This window comes from Streptomyces sp. NPDC034086 (assembly GCF_055575515.1).
The window spans coordinates 19361-37971 of the sequence record NZ_JBVISM010000017.1 but is presented as its reverse complement, the minus strand read 5'-3'; the positions used below and the strand labels follow the sequence as shown (position 1 = coordinate 37971).

General features: G+C 75.1%; 17 protein-coding genes. 9 read left to right on the top strand and 8 right to left on the bottom strand.

Features of this window, described 5'->3' with window-relative positions:
• Nucleotides 1-9: 9 nt before the first annotated feature.
• Nucleotides 10-396, top strand: coding sequence for a GntR family transcriptional regulator (locus ACZ514_RS28095; RefSeq protein ID WP_468173243.1), 387 nt, complete (start codon nucleotides 10-12; stop codon nucleotides 394-396).
• Between the two features lie 18 nt (nucleotides 397-414).
• Here ACZ514_RS28095 and ACZ514_RS28090 read toward each other — a convergent pair whose 3' ends face one another.
• A complete protein-coding gene (locus tag ACZ514_RS28090) occupies nucleotides 415-1509 on the bottom strand; it encodes a DUF5925 domain-containing protein (protein ID WP_468173241.1) in 1095 nt (364 codons plus the stop codon).
• A 215-nt stretch (nucleotides 1510-1724) separates the two neighbouring features.
• Between ACZ514_RS28090 and ACZ514_RS28085 the strand changes: the two genes are divergently transcribed.
• The gene (locus ACZ514_RS28085; RefSeq protein WP_468173239.1) at nucleotides 1725-2534 is read left to right on the top strand and encodes an SGNH/GDSL hydrolase family protein; all 810 of its coding nucleotides are present in this window, start codon (nucleotides 1725-1727) and stop codon (nucleotides 2532-2534) included.
• 67 nt (nucleotides 2535-2601) lie between these two features.
• Here the strand turns inward: ACZ514_RS28085 and ACZ514_RS28080 are convergent, their stop codons facing one another.
• Entirely contained in the window at nucleotides 2602-4164 is a 1563-nt protein-coding gene (locus ACZ514_RS28080; protein ID WP_469125997.1) for a serine/threonine-protein kinase, read from the bottom strand.
• A 350-nt stretch (nucleotides 4165-4514) separates the two neighbouring features.
• Between ACZ514_RS28080 and ACZ514_RS28075 the strand changes: the two genes are divergently transcribed.
• Nucleotides 4515-4784: a hypothetical protein gene (locus ACZ514_RS28075; protein ID WP_468173237.1), complete on the top strand. Its 270-nt coding sequence runs from the start codon at nucleotides 4515-4517 to the stop codon at nucleotides 4782-4784.
• A 90-nt stretch (nucleotides 4785-4874) separates the two neighbouring features.
• On the opposite strand, the gene ACZ514_RS28070 is transcribed toward ACZ514_RS28075, so the two are convergent.
• From ACZ514_RS28070 to ACZ514_RS28060, 3 genes are all read right to left on the bottom strand, one after another.
• Nucleotides 4875-6071, bottom strand: a complete 1197-nt coding sequence (locus ACZ514_RS28070; RefSeq protein ID WP_469125975.1) for a CaiB/BaiF CoA transferase family protein — start codon at nucleotides 6069-6071, stop codon at nucleotides 4875-4877.
• 136 nt (nucleotides 6072-6207) lie between these two features.
• Entirely contained in the window at nucleotides 6208-6999 is a 792-nt protein-coding gene (locus tag ACZ514_RS28065; RefSeq protein WP_468173233.1) for an ABC transporter permease, read from the bottom strand.
• On the bottom strand, nucleotides 6996-7964 hold the full coding sequence (locus ACZ514_RS28060) for an ATP-binding cassette domain-containing protein (RefSeq protein ID WP_469125974.1): 969 nt from the start codon (nucleotides 7962-7964) through the stop codon (nucleotides 6996-6998). Before ACZ514_RS28060 ends, ACZ514_RS28065 begins: the two co-directional genes overlap by 4 nt.
• A 77-nt stretch (nucleotides 7965-8041) precedes the next feature.
• Here ACZ514_RS28060 and ACZ514_RS28055 point away from each other — a divergent pair, with 77 nt between their 5' ends.
• Nucleotides 8042-8770 (top strand): TetR/AcrR family transcriptional regulator, encoded by a 729-nt coding sequence (locus ACZ514_RS28055; RefSeq protein ID WP_469125973.1) that lies wholly within the window; start codon nucleotides 8042-8044, stop codon nucleotides 8768-8770.
• Nucleotides 8771-9152: 382 nt separating this feature from the next.
• Here the strand turns inward: ACZ514_RS28055 and ACZ514_RS28050 are convergent, their stop codons facing one another.
• A complete protein-coding gene (locus ACZ514_RS28050; RefSeq protein ID WP_469125996.1) occupies nucleotides 9153-10274 on the bottom strand; it encodes a type ISP restriction/modification enzyme in 1122 nt (373 codons plus the stop codon).
• A 193-nt stretch (nucleotides 10275-10467) separates the two neighbouring features.
• Between ACZ514_RS28050 and ACZ514_RS28045 the strand changes: the two genes are divergently transcribed.
• The gene (locus tag ACZ514_RS28045; protein WP_468173227.1) at nucleotides 10468-10638 is read left to right on the top strand and encodes a hypothetical protein; all 171 of its coding nucleotides are present in this window, start codon (nucleotides 10468-10470) and stop codon (nucleotides 10636-10638) included.
• Between the two features lie 156 nt (nucleotides 10639-10794).
• Here ACZ514_RS28045 and ACZ514_RS28040 read toward each other — a convergent pair whose 3' ends face one another.
• A complete protein-coding gene (locus tag ACZ514_RS28040; RefSeq protein WP_468173225.1) occupies nucleotides 10795-11544 on the bottom strand; it encodes a GntR family transcriptional regulator in 750 nt (249 codons plus the stop codon).
• Nucleotides 11545-11613: 69 nt separating this feature from the next.
• On the bottom strand, nucleotides 11614-12927 hold the full coding sequence (gene hmgA / locus ACZ514_RS28035; protein WP_468173223.1) for a homogentisate 1,2-dioxygenase: 1314 nt from the start codon (nucleotides 12925-12927) through the stop codon (nucleotides 11614-11616).
• 182 nt (nucleotides 12928-13109) lie between these two features.
• Here hmgA and ACZ514_RS28030 point away from each other — a divergent pair, with 182 nt between their 5' ends.
• The 4 genes from ACZ514_RS28030 to ACZ514_RS28015 all read left to right on the top strand — a co-directional run bounded on the left by ACZ514_RS28030 (nucleotide 13110) and on the right by ACZ514_RS28015 (nucleotide 18391).
• Nucleotides 13110-15260: a right-handed parallel beta-helix repeat-containing protein gene (locus ACZ514_RS28030; protein WP_469125972.1), complete on the top strand. Its 2151-nt coding sequence runs from the start codon at nucleotides 13110-13112 to the stop codon at nucleotides 15258-15260.
• Between the two features lie 49 nt (nucleotides 15261-15309).
• Nucleotides 15310-16224 (top strand): cupredoxin domain-containing protein, encoded by a 915-nt coding sequence (locus ACZ514_RS28025; RefSeq protein ID WP_469125971.1) that lies wholly within the window; start codon nucleotides 15310-15312, stop codon nucleotides 16222-16224.
• A 197-nt stretch (nucleotides 16225-16421) separates the two neighbouring features.
• The gene (locus ACZ514_RS28020; RefSeq protein ID WP_469125995.1) at nucleotides 16422-17726 is read left to right on the top strand and encodes a hypothetical protein; all 1305 of its coding nucleotides are present in this window, start codon (nucleotides 16422-16424) and stop codon (nucleotides 17724-17726) included.
• Nucleotides 17727-17770: 44 nt separating this feature from the next.
• Nucleotides 17771-18391: a TetR/AcrR family transcriptional regulator gene (locus tag ACZ514_RS28015; protein WP_468173217.1), complete on the top strand. Its 621-nt coding sequence runs from the start codon at nucleotides 17771-17773 to the stop codon at nucleotides 18389-18391.
• The last annotated feature ends 220 nt before the right edge of the window (nucleotides 18392-18611 follow it).

Genomic DNA, 18611 nt, shown 5'->3' with positions numbered 1-18611 from the left:
ATCGGCGGCGTGACCTCGACCAACCTCAGGATCAGGATCGACGGCTCGGCCGGCTCGGCCGCCCCGTACGAACAGCTGCGCGCGCAGATCGCCGACCGGGCGCGGTCGGGGGAACTGCCGGCGGGCTACAAACTGCCGACCGTGCGGGGGCTGGCGGAGGAGCTGGGGCTGGCCGCGAACACCGTGGCGAAGGCCTACCGTGCGCTGGAGTCCGACGGGGTGATCGAGACGCGGGGCCGCAACGGGACGTTCGTCGCGGCGGCGGAGGGTTCCTCCCGGGAGGCGGCCGCCGCCGCGCAGGCCTTCGCGGACCGGGCCCACCGTCTGGGGCTCACCGAGACCGAGGCCCTCGCCGCCGCCACCGAAGCCCTCCGCGCCCGCTACGGCGCTTCCTGACCCGCCGGCCCCCCGGGATCAGAGGTAGAGGCCGGCCTCCGAGGAGGGCTGCGCCGGCAGTACGGCGGCGGGGCCCGTTCCCCGCCGCAGGGCGAAGAGTTCGGCCAGGGTGGCGCCCTCGCGGGAGACGCCCTCGTCCGTACCGAGCCAGTCGACCGCCTCCCCGTGGGTCAGCCGGCCGACCTCGATGCGGGCCAGGCACCGCCCCGGGCGGACCACCGCCGGGTGCAGGCGTTCGAGGTCCTCGTTCGTCGTGACGCCGACCAGGACGTTGCGGCCCTGTCCCAGCAGACCGTCCGTCAGGTTCAGCAGCCGGGACAGCGCCTGCCCCGCCGTGTGCCGGGCCTCGCCGCGGATCAGCTCGTCGCAGTCCTCCAGCAGCAGCAGCCGCCACCGGCCCTTCGCCGTGCCCTCGTCCTCGCCGATGGCGATGTCCATGAGGTAGCCGACGTCGTTGAACAGCCGCTCCGGGTCCAGCACGCAGTCGACCTGGCACCAGTCCCGCCACGACCGCGCCAGCGTGCGCAGCGCCGAGGTCTTGCCGGTCCCCGGCGGGCCGTGGAGCAGGAGCAGCCGGCCCGCGATGTCGTCCGGGGTGACCTTCATCAGCCGGTCCATCGCCGTGGCCACCGGTGCCGTGTAGTTCGGCCGCACCTCGTCCCAGGTGCCCGCGGAGATCTGCCGGGTCGTGCGGTACGGGCCGCGGCGCGGGGAGACGTACCAGAAGCCCATCGTGACGTTCTCCGGCTGGGGTTCGGGCTCGTCCCGGGCCCCCTCCGTGGCCTCGCCGAGGACCTTCTCCGCGAGCTCGTCGCTCACCGCCGTCACCGTCACGTCGGCACCCCGGCTCCAGCGCGAGACCAGTACGGTCCAGCCCTCGCCCTCGGCGAGGGTGGCGCTGCGGTCGGTGTCGCGCGCCGCGCGGAGCACGGTGGCGCGCGGGGGCAGCAGGGTGGCTTCCGGCCTCACCCGCTCGATCGTCACGCTCCGCGCGTACGGCTGCTCGCCGGTCGCGAACCGGCCGAGGAACAGTGCGTCGACGACGTCCGACGGCGAGTCGCTGTCGTCGACATGGAGCCGGATCGGCAGCGCGTCATGCGGGTCTGCTGGCATGGCGCCCATGATCCGGCACGAACTGCCCCCACGCACCCGTGTTTCGCCGGATCGGGTGCTCGGGTTCCCTCTTCAAACCCGTTCGCGCGTGAAGATTCCGGCCACGCGCCCACGCGAATCCCACCCCGAACATTCTTGGCATGGACACTTCCAGACAGCGTCGGCTCCTAGTACCACGGACTCAGGAGTAACCCCCCACAAGGAGCCGCACCCACATGAGCAAGAGAATGCCGCGTTTCGCTGCCCTGACCTCCTCCCTGTTACTCGCCGCGGGCGCCGCCCTGTTCGGCGCCGGCCAGGCGGCCGCCGCCGAGGCCGACTTCGGCTACGTCGCCCTCGGCGACTCGTACTCCTCCGGCGTCGGCGCCGGCAACTACGACAGCTCCAGCGGCAGCTGCAAACGCACCACCCGCGCCTACCCGGCCCTGTGGGCCGCCGCCCACTCCCCGCAGACCTTCGCCTTCACCGCGTGCTCCGGCGCTCGCACGGGTGACGTCCTCGCCAACCAGCTCGCACCGCTCAACTCCGGCACCGACCTGGTCAGCATCACCGTCGGCGGCAACGACGCCGGTTTCTCCGACGTGATGACGACCTGTGTCCTGCAGTCCGAGTCCACCTGCGTCAGCCGGGTCAACGAGGCCAAGCGGTACGTCGACACCACCCTCCCCGGCCAGCTCGACCAGGTCTACGGCGCCATCCGCGGCCGCGCCCCCGCCGCCAGGGTCGTCGTCCTCGGCTACCCCCGCTTCTACAAGCTGAACGGCACTTGCGTCGCCGGTCTCACCGAGGTCGAACGCACCGCCATCAACGGCGCGGCCGACCACCTCAACGCCGCCATCGCCAAACGCGCCGCCGACCACGGCTACGCCTTCGCCTCGGTCGTCGGAGCCTTCACCGGGCACGAGATCTGCTCCGGAAGCCCCTGGCTGCACAGCGTCAACTGGACCAACATCGGCGAGTCGTACCACCCGACCGCCGCCGGGCAGTCCGGCGGCTACCTGCCCGTCTTCTCGGGCACCGTCTGAGGATCCACGCCTGACGGCCCGTAGGCCGGGCCGTCAGGGCGTGGGTCCCGGGCCCCGGGCCCGCGGCCTACGGGCCCACGCCCGTGCCCGGCGCCGGAGTCGGCGTCGGCGTCGGCGTCGGGCCGGGTGTCACGGCCGGTGAACCCGGCGAGCCGGGGGAGGAGGCCCCGCCCGTCGGGGTCTCCTCCTCGCACGTCAGGGCGTACTCCAGCCAGGCCGACACCGTCCGCGCCGGTGCCCGCACCTCCAGCCGGACCGCGTCGCGGACGCTCGCGCCGGCCGGGTCGCCCGGCTCGGTGTGGTTCAGCTGGCGGGTGCGCGCCCCGCCCTCCTCGTACGTGATGCTCCGCCAGCCGTCGTCCGGTGCCCCGCCCCCCTCGCGCCTGACCCAGCGGTACTCCACCACCGCCGGGGTCCGGGCCACCTCGATGGTGCCGGTGAAGGCGGGTGCGACCACCTCGGGGGGCGGGCAGCTCCCGCTGTACGAGGGGCGCAGGGTGTGGACGTACAGGGTGACGCCCTGCGCGGGAGTGGCGGACGCGGACGCGGAGGCCGACGCGGAGGCGGGGGCCGAGGGGGACGCCGAGGACGGCGCCGGGGGCGGAGGGGTGGCGCCGGAGTCCTTCCCGCTCCCGGTGTTCCGCAGCAGCAGCCACCCCAGCAGGACCAGCACCGCCAGCAGCACCACGATCCCGAGGGCCAGGACCAGCCCGGCGCGCCCCCGGCGTTCCGGCTCCCGTTCCCGCGGACCGCGCCCCGTCTCGGGAACCGGCATCGGCATCGGCGGGGTCGGCCCGTACCCCGCGCCGTGACCCGCCCGCGCGGCGGCCGTCGGCGCGCCCGGCCCCGACACCGGCCCGCCGGAGTCCCGTACGGCCCCGCCCGCGCCGACGATCCGCAGCATCCGGGCGGCCTCCGCGGCGGGCAGCCGCGCGGCCGGGTCCTTGCGCAGCAGCCCCTCGAGCACCGGCTCCAGCGGCCCGGCCCGGCGGGGCGGGGGCAACTCCGAGTCCACCACCGCCCGCAGCGTGGCCAGCGGGGTGTCCTTCCGGAAGGGCGACACCCCCTCCACGGCCGCGTAGAGCATCACCCCGAGCGACCACAGGTCCGACTCCGGCCCCGGCTCGTTCCCCAGTGCCCGCTCGGGAGCCAGGAATTCGGGCGACCCGACCACCTCGCCGGTCATCGTGAGCGCGGCGGAGCCCTCCAGCCGGGCGATACCGAAGTCGGTCAGCACCACCCGGCCGTCATTGGCGACCAGGACGTTGGCGGGCTTCACGTCCCGGTGCAGCACCCCGGCGTCGTGGGCGGAGCGCAGCGCGGCCAGCACCTGCTCGCCGATGTGCGCGGCGCGCTGCGGGCTCATCGGGCCCTCGCCCTCCAGCACCTCCGCCAGCGAGAGCCCGCGCACCAGCTCCATCACGATCCACGGACGGCCGTCCTCGCCCACCACGTCGTAGACCATGACCACCCCGCGGTGCGAGACGCGGGCGGCGGCCCAGGCCTCCCGTTCCAGCCGCCGGTACATGCGCTCGCCCTCGGCCCCGTCCAGCCCGGCGGGCGCGCGCACCTCCTTGACGGCGACCTCGCGGCCCAGCACCTCGTCGCGCGCCCGCCAGACCACGCCCATGCCGCCGCGCCCCAGCACGTCGAGCAGCCGGTACCGGCCGGCGATGACACGCCCGGCGTCCCCGCTTCCGTTCTCCACCACGCGAACCCCCCTGCGTCACCGGGTGATCACTCCAAGTTAGCGCAGGACGCGCCGTGCGGCCCCCGTCGTGACGGCACCGTCACCGAGTGCCGAGCATCGCCCCGCACAGCGGCCCGTCGGCACGGAGAGTGACCGGCAACTCCGCTGAGTAACCGTCAACTACCCGTAATTACAGGGGTAATTCACACCACCGGGATACCCGCGGGCGTTACGGGGGCGATAGGGTTACCCTGCCCGGGCCGGGTGCCCTCGTACGGGTGGGGAGAGACATGGAACAGATAGCAATGCGCAGCAGGCCGCCCCGCGTGCCTGCCATCACCTGCGGCGGCAGCGCGGTCAGCTCGCGCCTCGACCGCCACCTCGCCGTGCTGGGCGGTCCCGCCGCCCCGCACCACGAGGTGGCCGAGGCGACCCTGCTGATGCGCGAGCTGACCTCGCGGGACCACACCCACGTCCAGCGGAGCCGGAGCGCGCGCGTCGCGCTCTTCGCCCCGCTGCGCAGGCTGCGGCGCACGCTCTTCGGCAGCCGCCGCTCCTGACCGTCCGCGCAGCCGGTCCCCCGTCCGGCCGCACCCCGGCCCCGTCCCCGCGTCCGGTGTTTTCCGGGAATCCCCGGCGCCACCCCGGCCTCAGGCGATCACACCGTCCCGGCGCAGTGCCGTGATCTGCGCGTCCGTCATCCCCAGGGCGCGCAGCAGGGCGTCGGTGTGTTCGCCGAGCGCGGGGACCGCCCCCATGGGCGGTTCCGCACCACCCGGCAGCCCGATCGGCGGCAGCAGTGCCCGCAGCGGGCCCGTCGGCGAACCCACCTCCCGCCAGCGGTCGCGCGCCGCGAGCTGCGGGTGCGCGGCGAGCCGCTCCACCGAGCTGAGCCGCGCGCAGGCGATCCCGGCCGCCTCCAGCCGTGCGACGGCCTCGTCCGCCCCGAGCACGGCGAGCGCCCCGGCCACCACCGCGTCGGTCTTCTCCCGCCCCCGCGTGCGGGCCGCGTTCGTCGCGTACGCCGGATCCTCGGCCAGGTCCGGCCGGTGCAGGACCCGGACGGCGAGGCGCCGCCACTCCCGGTCGTTCTGCACGGACAGCAGCACCCGGTCCCCGTCGGCCGTCGCGTAGGCGTCGTACGGCGCGATCACCGCGTGCGCGAGGCCCGTCCGCGCGGGCTGCTCCCCGCCGTGCATCGTGTGGTGCAGCGGGTGTCCCATCCACTCCGCGAGCGCGTCCAGCATCGACACCTCCACGGGCCCGCCGCGCCCGGTGGTGCCACGGCGCAGCAGGGCGGCGAGCACCCCCGAGAAGGCGTACATGGCGGCCGCGATGTCCGCCGCCGGGATCCCCGCCTTCACCGGCCGCTCCGGGGTGCCGGTCACCGAGACCAGCCCCGCCTCGCACTGCACGAGCATGTCGTAGGCCCGCTTGTGGGCGTACGGGCCCTGCGCGCCGTAGCCGGAGATGTCCACGGCGACCAGGCGCGGGTAGCGGGCGCACAGCGCGGCCGCGTCGATCCCGAGCCGGGCGGCGGCCCCGTGGGCGAGGTTCTGCACGAACACGTCCGCGCCGTCGAGCAGGCCGTGCAGCACCTCCAGCCCCCGCGGGTCCTTCAGGTCCAGCGTCAGGGACTCCTTGCCGCGGTTGGCCCAGACGAAGTGGGAGGCCAGGCCCTGCGCGGCGGTGTCGTAGCCGCGGGCGAAGTCACCGCCGTCGGGCCGCTCGACCTTGATCACCCGGGCTCCGAGGTCGGCGAGCTGGCGGGTGGCGAAGGGGGCCGAGACGGCCTGTTCGACGGCGACGACGGTGAGGCCCGCGAGGGGGAGGGGTTCGGTAGCCATGGGGTCTGCCTACCGGGTGGAAGCCGGTTCTGTCACCGTGCCCGGACCGGGAGCCCGGCGCGATGCCCGGGTTGTGAGCAATGCCCGCCCCCGTCGGCCCCGTGACGCCCTCCCCGCACCCCGGCCCGACCGCTCCTCAGTCGCGGCCGCGCGCGAACCGGCGCGTGGCCGGCGGTACGAAGAGGGCCAGCAGCAGCAGCGACCACAGCACCGCGGCCGCCACCGGATGCGCGGCCGGCCAGGCCGAGTCCGCGGCGGCGGCCGCGCCGCCCGTGTTCCCGCACAGCTCCCGCACGGCGGTGGCGACCGCGCTGATCGGGTTCCATTCCGCGACCGCCCGCAGCCAGCCGGGCAGTCCGCCGGTCGGCAGGTAGGCGCTGGACAGCATCGGCAGGACGAAGGTGGCGCTGCCCAGCTGGCCCGCGGCCTCCTCGCTGCGGCTCGCCAGGCCGATGTACGTGCCCACCCAGGCGGTGGCGAAGCGGAACAGCAGCAGCACCCCGAGCGCCCCCAGCGCACCCGGCAGCCCCGTCTCCACCCGCCAGCCCATCGCCAGCCCCACCAGCATCAGCGGCACCATCGACACCGCCGTGGTCAGCAGGTCGGCGGCGGTCTGCCCCAGCGGGACCGCGGTCCGGCTCATCGGCAGGGTCCGGAAGCGGTCCATGACCCCCCGGTGGGCGTCCTGCGCGGCGGTGAACATGCCGGTCATCAGGCCGTTCGCGGCGGTCGCGGCGAGCATCCCGGGCACCAGGAACTCCCGGTAGTCCGCCCCGGGCAGGGCGAGCGCGCTGCCGAACACGTAGCCGAAGAAGAGCAGCATCACGATCGGCATGGTCTGGGTCAGGACCAGCAGGGCCGGTGCGTGCCGGGCCTTCTGGAGCTGGCGGGTGAGGACGGCGCCGCCGTCCGAGAGCAGGGTGGTCATGCCGCGCGCTCCTTGTCGTCGGCGGGGGCGGACGTCCGGGTGAGGCGCAGGAACACCTCGTCGAGGGTGGGCGGGCGCAGGCTCGCGTCGGTCACCGGGATCCCGGCGGCGTCGAGCTCCCGGATGATCCGGGGCAGGGTGAGTCCGCCGTCCAGCACGGTCACCCCGACCGTGAGGCGCTCCCCGTCCAGGACCGGCCGGCCGCCGGTGAGCTGGTCGAGGACGACGGCCGCGCCCGCGAGGGCGGGAGCCGCGGCGACGGTGACCTCGGCGTGGGCGCCGATCCGGGCCTTGAGGGCGGCCGGGGTGCCGGTGGCGACGGCGCGTCCCCGGTCCACGACCACGATGCCGTCGGCGAGCCGGTCGGCCTCCTCCAGGTACTGGGTGGTCAGCAGCACGGTGGTGCCGCCGTCGGCGAGGTCGCGTACCGCCGTCCAGATCTGCTCGCGGGCGGCCGGGTCCAGGCCGGTGGTGGGCTCGTCCAGGAACAGCACCCGGGGACGGGTGACCAGTCCGGCGGCCAGGTCCAGGCGCCGCCTCATGCCGCCCGACCAGGTGGAGGCCACCCGGTCGGCGGCCTCGCCCAGGGCGAAGCGCTCGAGCAGCTCGTCGGCGCGCTCCCGCGCGGCCCGCCCCCGCAGTCCGGCGAGGCGGGCGAAGAGCCGGAGGTTCTCACGGCCGGTCAGGTCGCCGTCCACCGAGGCGTACTGGCCGGTGGCCCCGATGGCGCGGCGTACGGAGGCCGGGTCGGCGGTGACGTCGTGGCCCGCCACCAGGGCGCGCCCGGCGGTGGGTGCGGTGAGGGTGGTGAGGATCCGCACGGCGGTGGTCTTCCCCGCCCCGTTGGGACCCAGCACTCCGCAGACGGTGCCCTCCGGTACGGCGAGGTCCAGGCCGCGCAGGGCGCGCACTTCGCCGTAGTGCTTCTCCAGACCCTCACTCAGTACAGCGTACGTAGTTGTCATGCGGCGCACCCTACCGCACTACGTACGCCGTACGTAACTAAGATGGTGGCCGAGACGACGACGAGGTGATGTGACGGATGACAGCCGGCCGGAGCCCCGCTGAACCCGAAGTGATCTGGGCCCGCCCGCAACGGGCCGGCCGCGGACCCCGGCCCGCGCACAGCCGCGACTCGATCGCGGCCGAAGCCGTGCGGATCGCCGACGCGGAGGGGATCGAGGCCGTTTCCATGCGGCGGGTGGCGTCCGGGATCGGTGCCGGGACGATGTCCCTGTACAACTACGTCCCCCGCAAGGAGGACCTGTACGAGCTGATGGTCGACGCGGTCAGCGGGGAGTACGACCTCACCCCGCCGAGCGGCGACTGGCGGACCGACCTGCTCGCCCTCGCCCGCCAGACCCGGGACGTGATGCGCCGCCACCCCTGGGTGCCCCGGCTGCTGAGCCCGGTCTACGGCTTCAGCCCCAACGCCCTGCGGTACCTGGAGCACAGCATGGCCTGCCTGGAGCCCCTGGAGGTGCCCGGGAGCGAGAAGCTGGAGCTGATCGCGGCCATCAACGGCTCGGTGGCCACCTTCGTGGCGGGGGAGCTGGCCCTGGCCGAACGGGCCCGCTCACTGCCCTGGAGCGAGGCCGCCGAAGCGGGCGCACGCGCGGCCTGGCTCGGCTCGCGGCTGGCGACGGGGGAGTACCCCCGGCTCGCGGCGGCCCTCACCGAGGGCACGCCGGTGACGGCCGCCGGGACGGACATGGCGGAGGTGTTCGACCGCATGGTGTCCCGTCTGCTGACGGCGTGGGACGCGCGCTGACGGATCGGATGCGGGGCCGGGCGGCCCGGAGCGCCGGGCGGCCGGGCGGCCGGGGCGGGCCGGATGCGCCCGGGCGGCCGGAGCCGGCGTGTCCGTCCGGGCCCCGGCCGGCTGGGGGCGGGCGGCGCCCGGCGGGCCGCCGCGCTCCCGGCCCCGGTGTCCCGTGGATGCACACTCGTAGGGGTGCGGAGGAGTTGCCGTGCGGCAGGCGCCTGCCGTGCGGCGGGCTGCTCCGGGGGCGCGCGCAGGTGGGCGCCGCGGGTGCCGTCCGCCTGCGACGCCCGTCCTGTTCCCCGGCCCGACGCCCACCCGGCGGGGCCGAGCGAACCGCCCGCCCCGGCCCCGGCCGGCCCGACGCCCGTCCGGCCCCGGCGCCCGCCCGTCACAGCAGCGCGAACTGCCCGCCCGGGCCCTCCTCCTGGTGGTCCAGCACCGAGGCCGGCCGCCGGGACCAGCGCGGCGGCGGCAGCACCCCGGCGGCCTCCAGCGCCGAGGCCGGCAGCAGCGGCCCGGGCGTGAACGCCTCCCGCTCCGGCGTCAGGTCCGCCAGCAGCGCCAGGGTCGTCACCAGGGCGAGCAGCTCCGAGGTCCAGGCCCGCGGCCACTCGGACGGCCCCAGCCCCTCCAGCCCCCGCGCCTGCGGATCGCGGTGCGCGCAGCGGGCGGCGAACCACGCCTCGAGCACCCGGACGCCCTGGACCTCGTACTCCCAGGCCCCCGCCGGGACGGGGGAGACGGCACCGTCGCCGAGCGTCAGCACCTCGGTCCCCGGGTCGTAGCCCAGCCCCGCCGGCCAGCCGGTGACCGCCGCCCGGACGTAGGGCCGCCGGCCGCCGGGCAGCCGGGGCGCCTCCCCGCCGCGCGCCCCGCGCAGCTGGACGGACAGCAGCCGCCGGCCCAGCTCCAGACCGGCCCGCCAGTGCTCCGGATCGGCCGCGAGCGGGACCTCGCAGGCCCGGGGGCCCGGCCGGCCCGCGGCCAGGATCCAGCACAGCACGTCCTCCGCCGTGACCCGGCCGCCGAGGCGCGCGCCCAGCAGTGGCAGCAGGCCCGGCGCGAGGTTCGGCTCGGCCCCGCCGGGGCGCCGGTGCAGCGGGCGGATCCGGCCGAGCCGGCCCGCCGGGAGGTGCGCGGTGGCCAGCAGGCCGGGGGCCTCCAGCAGGAACACCTGCCGGCCGTCCCGGACCCGCCACAGCTCGGGGCGCGCGGAGTCGATGAGCCGCTGGTCGGGCAGCAGCCACTGCTCGTCGAAGGGCGCGCGGAGCACCCGTACCGGATCGGGGAAGGGGCCGGGCGCCTCGGCGAAGCGGGCGGTGACCGAGCGCTGCCCGGGCAGGGCGGCCGCCCCGGCGGACGGCGTACGGGCCCGGCTCGGGCGGAAGAGCCGCTCCCGCTCCGCCCCCTCGGCACCGGTCAGGGCCGTCCAGCGGGCGCGGAGCGTGCCGGGGTCGGGTGCCGCCACCCAGTCCCGGCCCAGGCGCAGGCCCCCCACGGCCCAGGGCATCAGATCGTCCAGCAGCGGTACGTCAGCGCTCACCCGGCAGATGGTAGCGACGGGCCGCGGGGGCCGGGCCGTGTCCCGGCCGAAGCGTTACGCTCCTTGTGTACGCATCCGCCCCGGTATGTGATAGGCGGCCCGCACCTCGCGGCCCGGCCACGGCACGGGTCCCGGGCGCGGTCGCACGGAGGAGTCCGCCATGAGCATGTACGACGAGTACTCGACGCCCTCGCAGGCCGAGGGCGAGCGGCTCGACGAGGACATGGACGAGCGGGAGAAGACCCAGCGGCACCCGCAGACGACGCGCACCACCCCCTCCCAGGCGGAGGGCGAGCGCACCGCGGACGAGCAGGACGACAAGGGACAGTGACGGCCGTGCCGCGCCGCCCGCTCCGGGGGCGCCGGGCCCGGAGCCCGCGCCGGGCCCGGATCCCGGAGCGGGCGGCGCGGCACCCCCGCCCGTCAGGGCGCCTCACGACGTGCCTCGCACCGTCAGGGCGCCACGGCCGTCAGGGCACCCCGCCCGTCAGGGCGCCTCGACCGTCACCGTGAAGGAGAACCGGTCGCCCCGGTAGCGGATCCGGGCCACGTCGACGACCCGCCCGTCCTCGTCGTAGCTCACGCCCGTGCAGTGCAGGATCGGGCTCAGCAGCGGGACCTCCAGCAGCTCGGCGGTGACGGGGTCGGCGAGCCGCGCCTCGACGGTGTCCGTGATCCGGCTGATCCGCACGCCGACCACGTCGCGCAGCACCTTCGTCATCGGCCACCGCTCGAGGTCGGCCAGGTCCACGGCCCCGGCCAGCTCGGGGCGCACCGCGTTCTCCACCCAGTTCGTCGGTTCCCCGCTCTCGCCGTCGCGCCGGAGCCTGCGGTACGTGACCACCTCCGGCGTGTCCGGGAAGTGCTCCAGCAGCTCCCCGGACACCGGCGTCCGCTCATGGCCGAGCACCGTCGTCCGGCCCCCCGACTGCTGCGCCACGATCGCGTCCACCGAGCCGAGCAGCCGCACCGGGGCACCGCGCGTCGCACCCGGCTCGATGAAGGTGCCGCGCCGCCGGTGCCGGCTGATGAGGCCCTCGCCCTCCAGCTCCTTGAGCGCCTGGCGCATGGTCAGCACGCTCACCCCGTAGTGCTCGGCGAGCCGCTCCTCGGTCGGCAGCCGCAGCGAGGCATCCGGCGTGCGCCCCAGTATCGACGCGCGCAGGGACTGGGACACCTGGTACCAGAGCGGCAGCTTCCGGTTCAGCACCAGGGAGTCGGGGGCGAAGGCGGTCACGGGTGGTTCTCCGTAGGGGCTGGCTGTCCTCGGCCGCCGGGGCGGTGCGGAGGGCGGGGCAGGTGCATGTTAGGCACGGAAGTGCCGCTGGAGACCCTCCCATACGCCGTCGTATCCGCGCTGGAGGTGCTCCGCCCCCGCCGCCTGCGGGGTGGCGGTGATCGGCCAGCGGGTCTCGAACATGAACGCCAGGCCGTCGTCGATCTTCTGCGGCTTCAGCTCGGCGGCGCTGGCCCTGTCGAAGGTCTCCCGGTCCGGGCCGTGCGCGGACATCATGTTGTGCAGCGAGCCGCCGCCCGGCACGAACCCTTCGGCCTTGGCGTCGTAGGCGCCCTCGATCAGGCCCATGTACTCGCTCATCACGTTGCGGTGGAAGTACGGCGGGCGGAAGGTGTCCTCGCCGACCAGCCAGCGCGGGGCGAACACCACGAAGTCCACGCCCGCCAGGCCCGGCGTGTCGGAGGGCGAGGTGAGCACCGTGAAGATCGAAGGGTCGGGGTGGTCGTAGCTGATGGACCCGAGCACGTTGAAGCGGCGCAGGTCGTAGACGTACGGGACGTGCGTGCCGTGCCAGGCCACCACGTCGAGCGGGGAGTGGTCGTACGTCGCGGCCCAGAGGTTGCCGCAGAACTTGTTGACGACCTCGGTGGGGCGCTCGCTGTCCTCGTACGCGGCGACCGGGGCCCGGAAGTCCCGGGCGGCGGCCAGGCCGTTGGCGCCGATCGGCCCCAGGTCCGGCAGCTCGAAGGGCTGCCCGTAGTTCTCGCACACGTAACCGCGGGCGTCGCCGTCCAGCAGCTCGACGCGGAAGCGGACGCCGCGCGGGACCAGCGCCACCTCGCCGGGGCCGGCGCTCAGCAGGCCGAACTCGGTGCGCAGCAGCAGGCCGCCGCGCTCGGGGACGATCAGCAGCTCGCCGTCCGAGTCGCTGAAGACCCGGTCGGTCATGGAGGCGTTGGCGGAGTACAGGTGGACGGCCATGCCGGTGCGCTGGCTGGCGTCGCCGTTGCCGCCCAGGGTCCACAGGCCGGACAGGAAGTCGGTGCCGGGGGCCGGGTCGGGCAGCGGGTTCCAGCGCAGCCGGTTGGGGTCCGGGACGGCGTCGGTGAAGGGCGCGGTGCGCAGGGCGCCGTTGTCCACCCGGGTGAAGGCCGGGTGCGCGGCGGAAGGGCGGATCCGGTAGAGCCACGACCGGCGGTTGCGGCGGCGCGGCTCGGTGAAGGCACTGCCGCTGAGCTGCTCGGCGTAGAGGCCGAGGGCGGCGCGCTGGGGGGAGTTCCGGCCGAGCGGGAGTGCGCCGGGCACGGCCTCCGAGCTGTGCTCGTTGCCGAAGCCGGTGAGGTACTCCAGCGCCTCCGCCGTCTTCCTGGCCTGCTCACTCATGGGCTGCTCCCGCTCCGTCGAAGGAATCCTATGGCCGACAGTAGGATTCGCGGCGCCCCACGTCAACGCCGTCTTGCCGCCGGCGGCCGGAATCCCCTCCGGGAAGGGGTGCGCGGGGCCCGCGCCACGGGATCGTGCGCGGGGGGATCCCAAAAGATGAACATTGCTCTACTCTCTCGCGCATGTCGTGGACCCGCAGGTTCCCTGCCGTGCCGGCGGCGCTCCTCGCCGCCCTCCTCGCCCTCCTGTCACTCCTCGCCGCCGCGCCCGCCCGCGCGCACGAGGAGCGCCCCGTCGCCTTCCCCGACGGCACCGGATCCGTCCCCGTCCACCGCGCGGCCGAGCCCGACCTGCTCGTCTGCAAGACCGGCCGGCCCGACTTCGAACGCCGCGTGGCCGGCTTCCCGCAGGAACTCCGGCAGCGCAACCTCGACCTCTACGAACGCTGCGAGAAGAGCGGCTACCGCCACCTCCAGGAGGCCGTCGACGCCGTCGACCGGCCGGGCATGAACATCGCGATCCTGCCCGGCCTCTACGAGGAGGAGCCGTCACTGCCCGGGCCGACGGGGGAGTGCGCGCAGCTGAAGGCCCCCAACTCCTCCTTCGGCTACCAGATCCTGTCGTACGAGCAGCAGGAGAAGTGCCGGCACAACCAGAACCTCGTCGCCATCCTCGGCAAGACGAACCTCCAGATCGAGGGCACGGGTGCCGCCCGCACGGACGTCGTCATCGACGCCAAGTACCGGAAGCTGAACGCCATCCGCGCCGACCGGTCCAACGGGATCTACTTCCGCAACTTCACCGCGCAGCGCACCACCTTCAACGCCCTGTACGTACTCGCCGGCGACGGCTTCGTCATCGACGACGTCCTGACCCGCTGGAACGACGAGTACGGCTTCCTGACCTTCGCCAGCGACCACGGCCTCTACAAGAACTGCGAGTCCTACGGCAACGGCGACTCGGGCATCTACCCCGGCAGCGCCTCCGACATCAACGACGGCCGCGGCTACGACGTGCCCCGCTACTCCATCGAGATCACCGGCTGCCGCAGCCACCACAACATGGTCGGCTACTCCGGCACCGCCGGGGACTCGGTGTGGGTCCACGACAACGAGTTCGACCAGAACATGGGCGGCGCCTCGATGGACAGCGCCTTCCCCGGACACCCCGGCCTCCCCCAGAACCACGCCCGCTTCGAACGCAACCTCATCCACGACAACAACGCCGACTACTACCGCCACGTCGCCGACGGCACCTGCGCCAAACCACCCGCCGAACGCGGCTACGAACAGGGGGTCGTCTGCCCGCAGATCTCCATGCCGCCCGGCACGGGCGTCATCACCGCCGGGGGCAACTGGAACCTCTACGAGGGCAACTGGGTGTACGGGCACCGGCGCGCCGGCTTCTTCCTCAGCGCCGTACCTGCCTTCATCCGCGGCGAGGAGCGGTGGTCCAAGCAGACCGACACCTCCCACCACAACCGGTACGCGGGCAACGTCCTCGGCAAGGACCGGTCCGGGGCCTCCCGCCCCAACGGCGCCGACGTGTGGTGGGACGGCCAGGGCCGGGGGAACTGCTGGCAGGACGGCCCGGACGGCTCCACCCCCGGCACGCTCCCGCAGTGCGGGAAGGAACGCGGACGGGTCAGCGGCTCCGCGGCCCGGCTGGTGGGCGAACCGGTGAAGCTCACCCAGCTGATGGTCTGCGCCGACTACGACGTCCAGGCCCGCAAGCTCCCGGCGGGCTGCGACTGGTACGGCGCCCGTGGTCTGGAACGGGTCGAGACCCAGATCGCCGTGGCGGTGGCGGCGGTGCTCTTGCTGGTCGGCGGCACCCTGTGGTGGCGCAGGCTGCGCGGCTCCCGGACGGGCACGGTGGCCTCGCTGCTGGGACTGGCCGGCCTGGCCCTGGACGTGGCCGGCTCCACGATGCCCCTGACGGCCACCCCCGTCCCGGCGCTGGCCCTGCTCCTGCTCGGCCTGTGGTGGACCGGTGCCGGCCTGGCGCTGCTCCCCCAACGCCCCTGGCTGGCGCGGCTCACCCTGCTCCTGGGCGCCCTGACCCTGCTGGACGCCTTCGACAAGGCCGTACTGATGATCCCGTGGATCCCGCTCAGTCCCGCCTGGGTGCGGGCCCTGGTCGCGGTGGTGTGGGTGCTGTGGGCGGTCGTCGCATCGGCCCGCCCGGGCCCGCCGGAGCCCGCCAGGCCCGCCGGCCCCGGTGACGGCCCGGCGGGCGACCGCACCCCCGTCCCGGCGGGCCCCGCACCGGCCCCGAGCACCACCGCCGACCTCCCCGCCCCCTCCTCCCGCCCCGACGGCGGCACCGCGTAACCACCCCGCACCCGCCCAGGCCGGCCCGCCCCATGCCCGGAGGCCCGCAATGACCGTCCCCGCACGGACCCGCACCCGGTGCGACACGTGCCCGACGCCCGTCCCCCGTACCCGCCCGCACCGGCGCTCCGCCCGCACGGCGGCGCTGGCGGCCCTGCTCCTGCTGCTCGCGGGCGGTGCGGCGACGAGCTGCGGAGGCCGGGCCACCACCCACCACAGACCCGGCACCACCCACGAACAGGCCTCCGGAAGCGCCGGCACCCTGCTCGACGCCCAGGACGGCGGCGGCCACCGGCTGCGCGAGGTCCCGGCCCAGGGCGCACCCGAGGTGAGGCTCACCGCCCGCCCCGACCCGGAGGACGGCTGGAACCTCCAACTGGCCGTCACACGCTTCCGCTTCACCCCAGACAGCGTCGGCGGCGCCGCGCTGACCGGCGCCGGCCACGCCCACCTGGAGCTCGACGGCCGCAAACTGGCCCGGGTGTACGGCCCCTGGTTCCACCTGCCCGCGGCGCAGGTGCCCGAGGGCGCGCACACCCTGACCGTCCGCCTGTACGCCGACGACCACACCGCCTGGGCCGTGGCCGGTAAACCGGTGGAGGCGGCGGTGCCGCTGACCGCGGGCCCCCCGGGCCAGGGAACCCACGGCCACCCCGCGTCCCCGCCGGCCGGCGCACCGGCGACCCGGCCGGCCCCACCGGCCGACCGGACCGTCACCCTCGCCGTCCGGGACGGGAAGGTGGTACCCGCCCCCGGCCGCACCGAGCTGAAACGAGGAGAGCGCCTCGCCCTGCGCGTCACCAGCGACCGCGCCGACACCCTGCACGTCCACGGCTACGACGCGGAACTCGCCCTGCCCGCCGGCCAGGAGGCCACCCTGGTCCTGACGGCCGACCGCACGGGCCTCTTCGAGGTCGAGACCCACGAGTCCCGGCTCGTCCTGACCCAGCTCCTCGTGCGATGAGCCCCATGGCCGCACTGGTCCCGCTCGGCGCGGCCACCGCCGGAGCCGGACCGGCTCTCACCACCGCCCTCCCGGCCCGCGCCGCAGCTTCGGGATGGCCCGCCGGAGCCCCCGGATGGCCCGCCGGGGCCCCGGGATGGCCGGCGGGAGTCCCGGCCTGGTCCGCCGCGCGGCCGGGCCCCGGGCCGGGCCGGGGCGTGGTCCTCCACCCGGCCGACCCGTCGGCCCTGCTCGCGCACGGGATCGGATCCCAGCACGATCTGCCGATCTCCCCCTTCTACGCCTTCGCCGGAGCCTTCGCGGCGCTCTTCGTCTCCTTCCTCGCACTCGGCCTCCTGTGGTCCTCCTCCCGCTTCCGCGGCGACCGCTCCGGCCTCGCCCTGCCCGCCGGGCTCCAGCGGGTGGCCGACGCGCCGGCCACCCGCACCGCCCTGCGCGGGCTCGGTCTCGCCGCGGCCCTCGCCGTACTCCTCCACCTCCTCCTCGGTCCCGACGACCCCGCCCGCAACCCCGCTCCCGGCGCCGTCTACGTCCTGCTGTGGGTCGGGATCGTGCCCGCCTCCCTTCTCCTCGGCCCCGTCTGGCGCCTCCTCAACCCGCTGCGCACCCTGCACCTCCTGCTCTCCCGGGCCCGGCGCCGGCCGACCGGGGCCGGCCGTCCCCTGCCGCCCCGGGTCGGCCAATGGCCTGCCGCCGCAGGACTGTTCGGCTTCACCTGGCTCGAACTCGTCGCTCCCGATCCCGCGTCCACCACCACCCTCCTGGGCGCCCTCACCACCTACACCGCCGCCCACCTGCTGCTCGCCGCCCGCTTCGGCGAGAGCTGGTTCGCCGAGGCCGACGCCTTCGAGGTCTACTCCGGCCTCCTGGCCCGCCTCTCTCCCCTCGGCCGTCGCTGCGACGGCCGCCTGGTCCTGCGCAACCCCTTCCACGGACTCGACGCGACACCCGAGCGGCCCGGACTCGTCGCCACCGTCTGCGTCCTGCTCGGTTCCACCGCCTACGACGGCTCCTCCGACCACCCGTCCTGGATCAACACCCTCCAGACCTCCCCCCTCGGCCGCACCCCCACGGCCACGCTCGGACTCCTCGCCTCCATCGCCCTCGTCGCCACCCTGTACTGCCTGTGCGCCGGGGCCACCCGCCTCGTCAGCGGTCCTCACCCGCGGCCGCTGACCGCCTTCGCGCACTCACTCGTGCCGATCGCCCTCGGCTATCTCACCGCCCATTACTTCTCCCTCCTCGTCACCGAAGGACCACGCACGGTAAGCATGGCACTCGGCACTGACAACGCCCCCGATCCCGGTCCGCCCTTGGGTCCGGGCGGACTCGCCACCCTCCAGGTGATCGCCGTCGTCGTGGGCCACGTACTCGGTGTCATCGCCGCCCACGACCGTTCCGTACGCCTCTTCCCGCCGGACAGGGCGGTGGCGGGCCAACTACCGCTGCTCGCGCTGATGATCACCTACACGATCGGCGGACTGACCCTCCTGCTGAACTGACGGCCGCGCCCGGACCGCTGGACCCACGAGCCAGGAGCGGCATGATGGACCCCGTGCCTCCCGCCCACCCCCTGCGCAGGACCCCGGTCCAGCAGCGCAGCGCCGACCGCCTCGCCCGGATCCTCGACGCCTGCGCGGAACTCCTCGACGAGACCGGCTACGAGAACCTCAGCACCCGCGCCGTCGCCCTGCGCGCCGGCGTGCCCATCGGCTCGGTCTACCGCTTCTTCGGGAACAAGAGGGCCATGGCCGTCGCCCTGGCCCAGCGCAACCTCGAGCAGTACGCCGAGGGCATCGAGCGGCGGCTCGCCCTGCTCCCGGCCTCCCACTGGCGGCCCGTCGTGGACGCCGTGCTGGACGAGTACCTCGCCATGAAGCGGAGCGTCCCCGGCTTCGCCCTCGTCGACTTCGGGGTGCCCGCCCCGCCCGCCGAAGGCCCCGCCTCCGATCCGAACGACCTGGTCGCCGCACGCCTGACCGGGCTCCTGTGCGCCCACCTCGGGCTCACCCCCGGCCCCGAACTGGCGCGGGCGGTCCTGGTGGCCGTCGAGGCGACGGACGCGCTGGTCCAGCTGGCCTTCCGGGCCGATCCGGCCGGGGACGCCGGCATCGTCGCCGAGACCCGCGCCATGATGCACGCCTACCTGGCACGGGTCCTGGACTGACGCCCCGCCGTACGGGCCCCCGAGGGACGGGACCCCGCGACGGGCGTGAAACGCGTGCCCCGACCCCCTCCCCGCCATGCCTACCGGTCGGTATGCTCGGTGTGCCGCCCGCCCGCGGCCGTCGAACACGTACCGCCCCGGGCAGCAGCCGCACGCTCCGCTCCACGCGTCCGCGCCGCACGGAGGGCCACCGGTCCGCGCCCGCGCCGCGGCCCGCCGC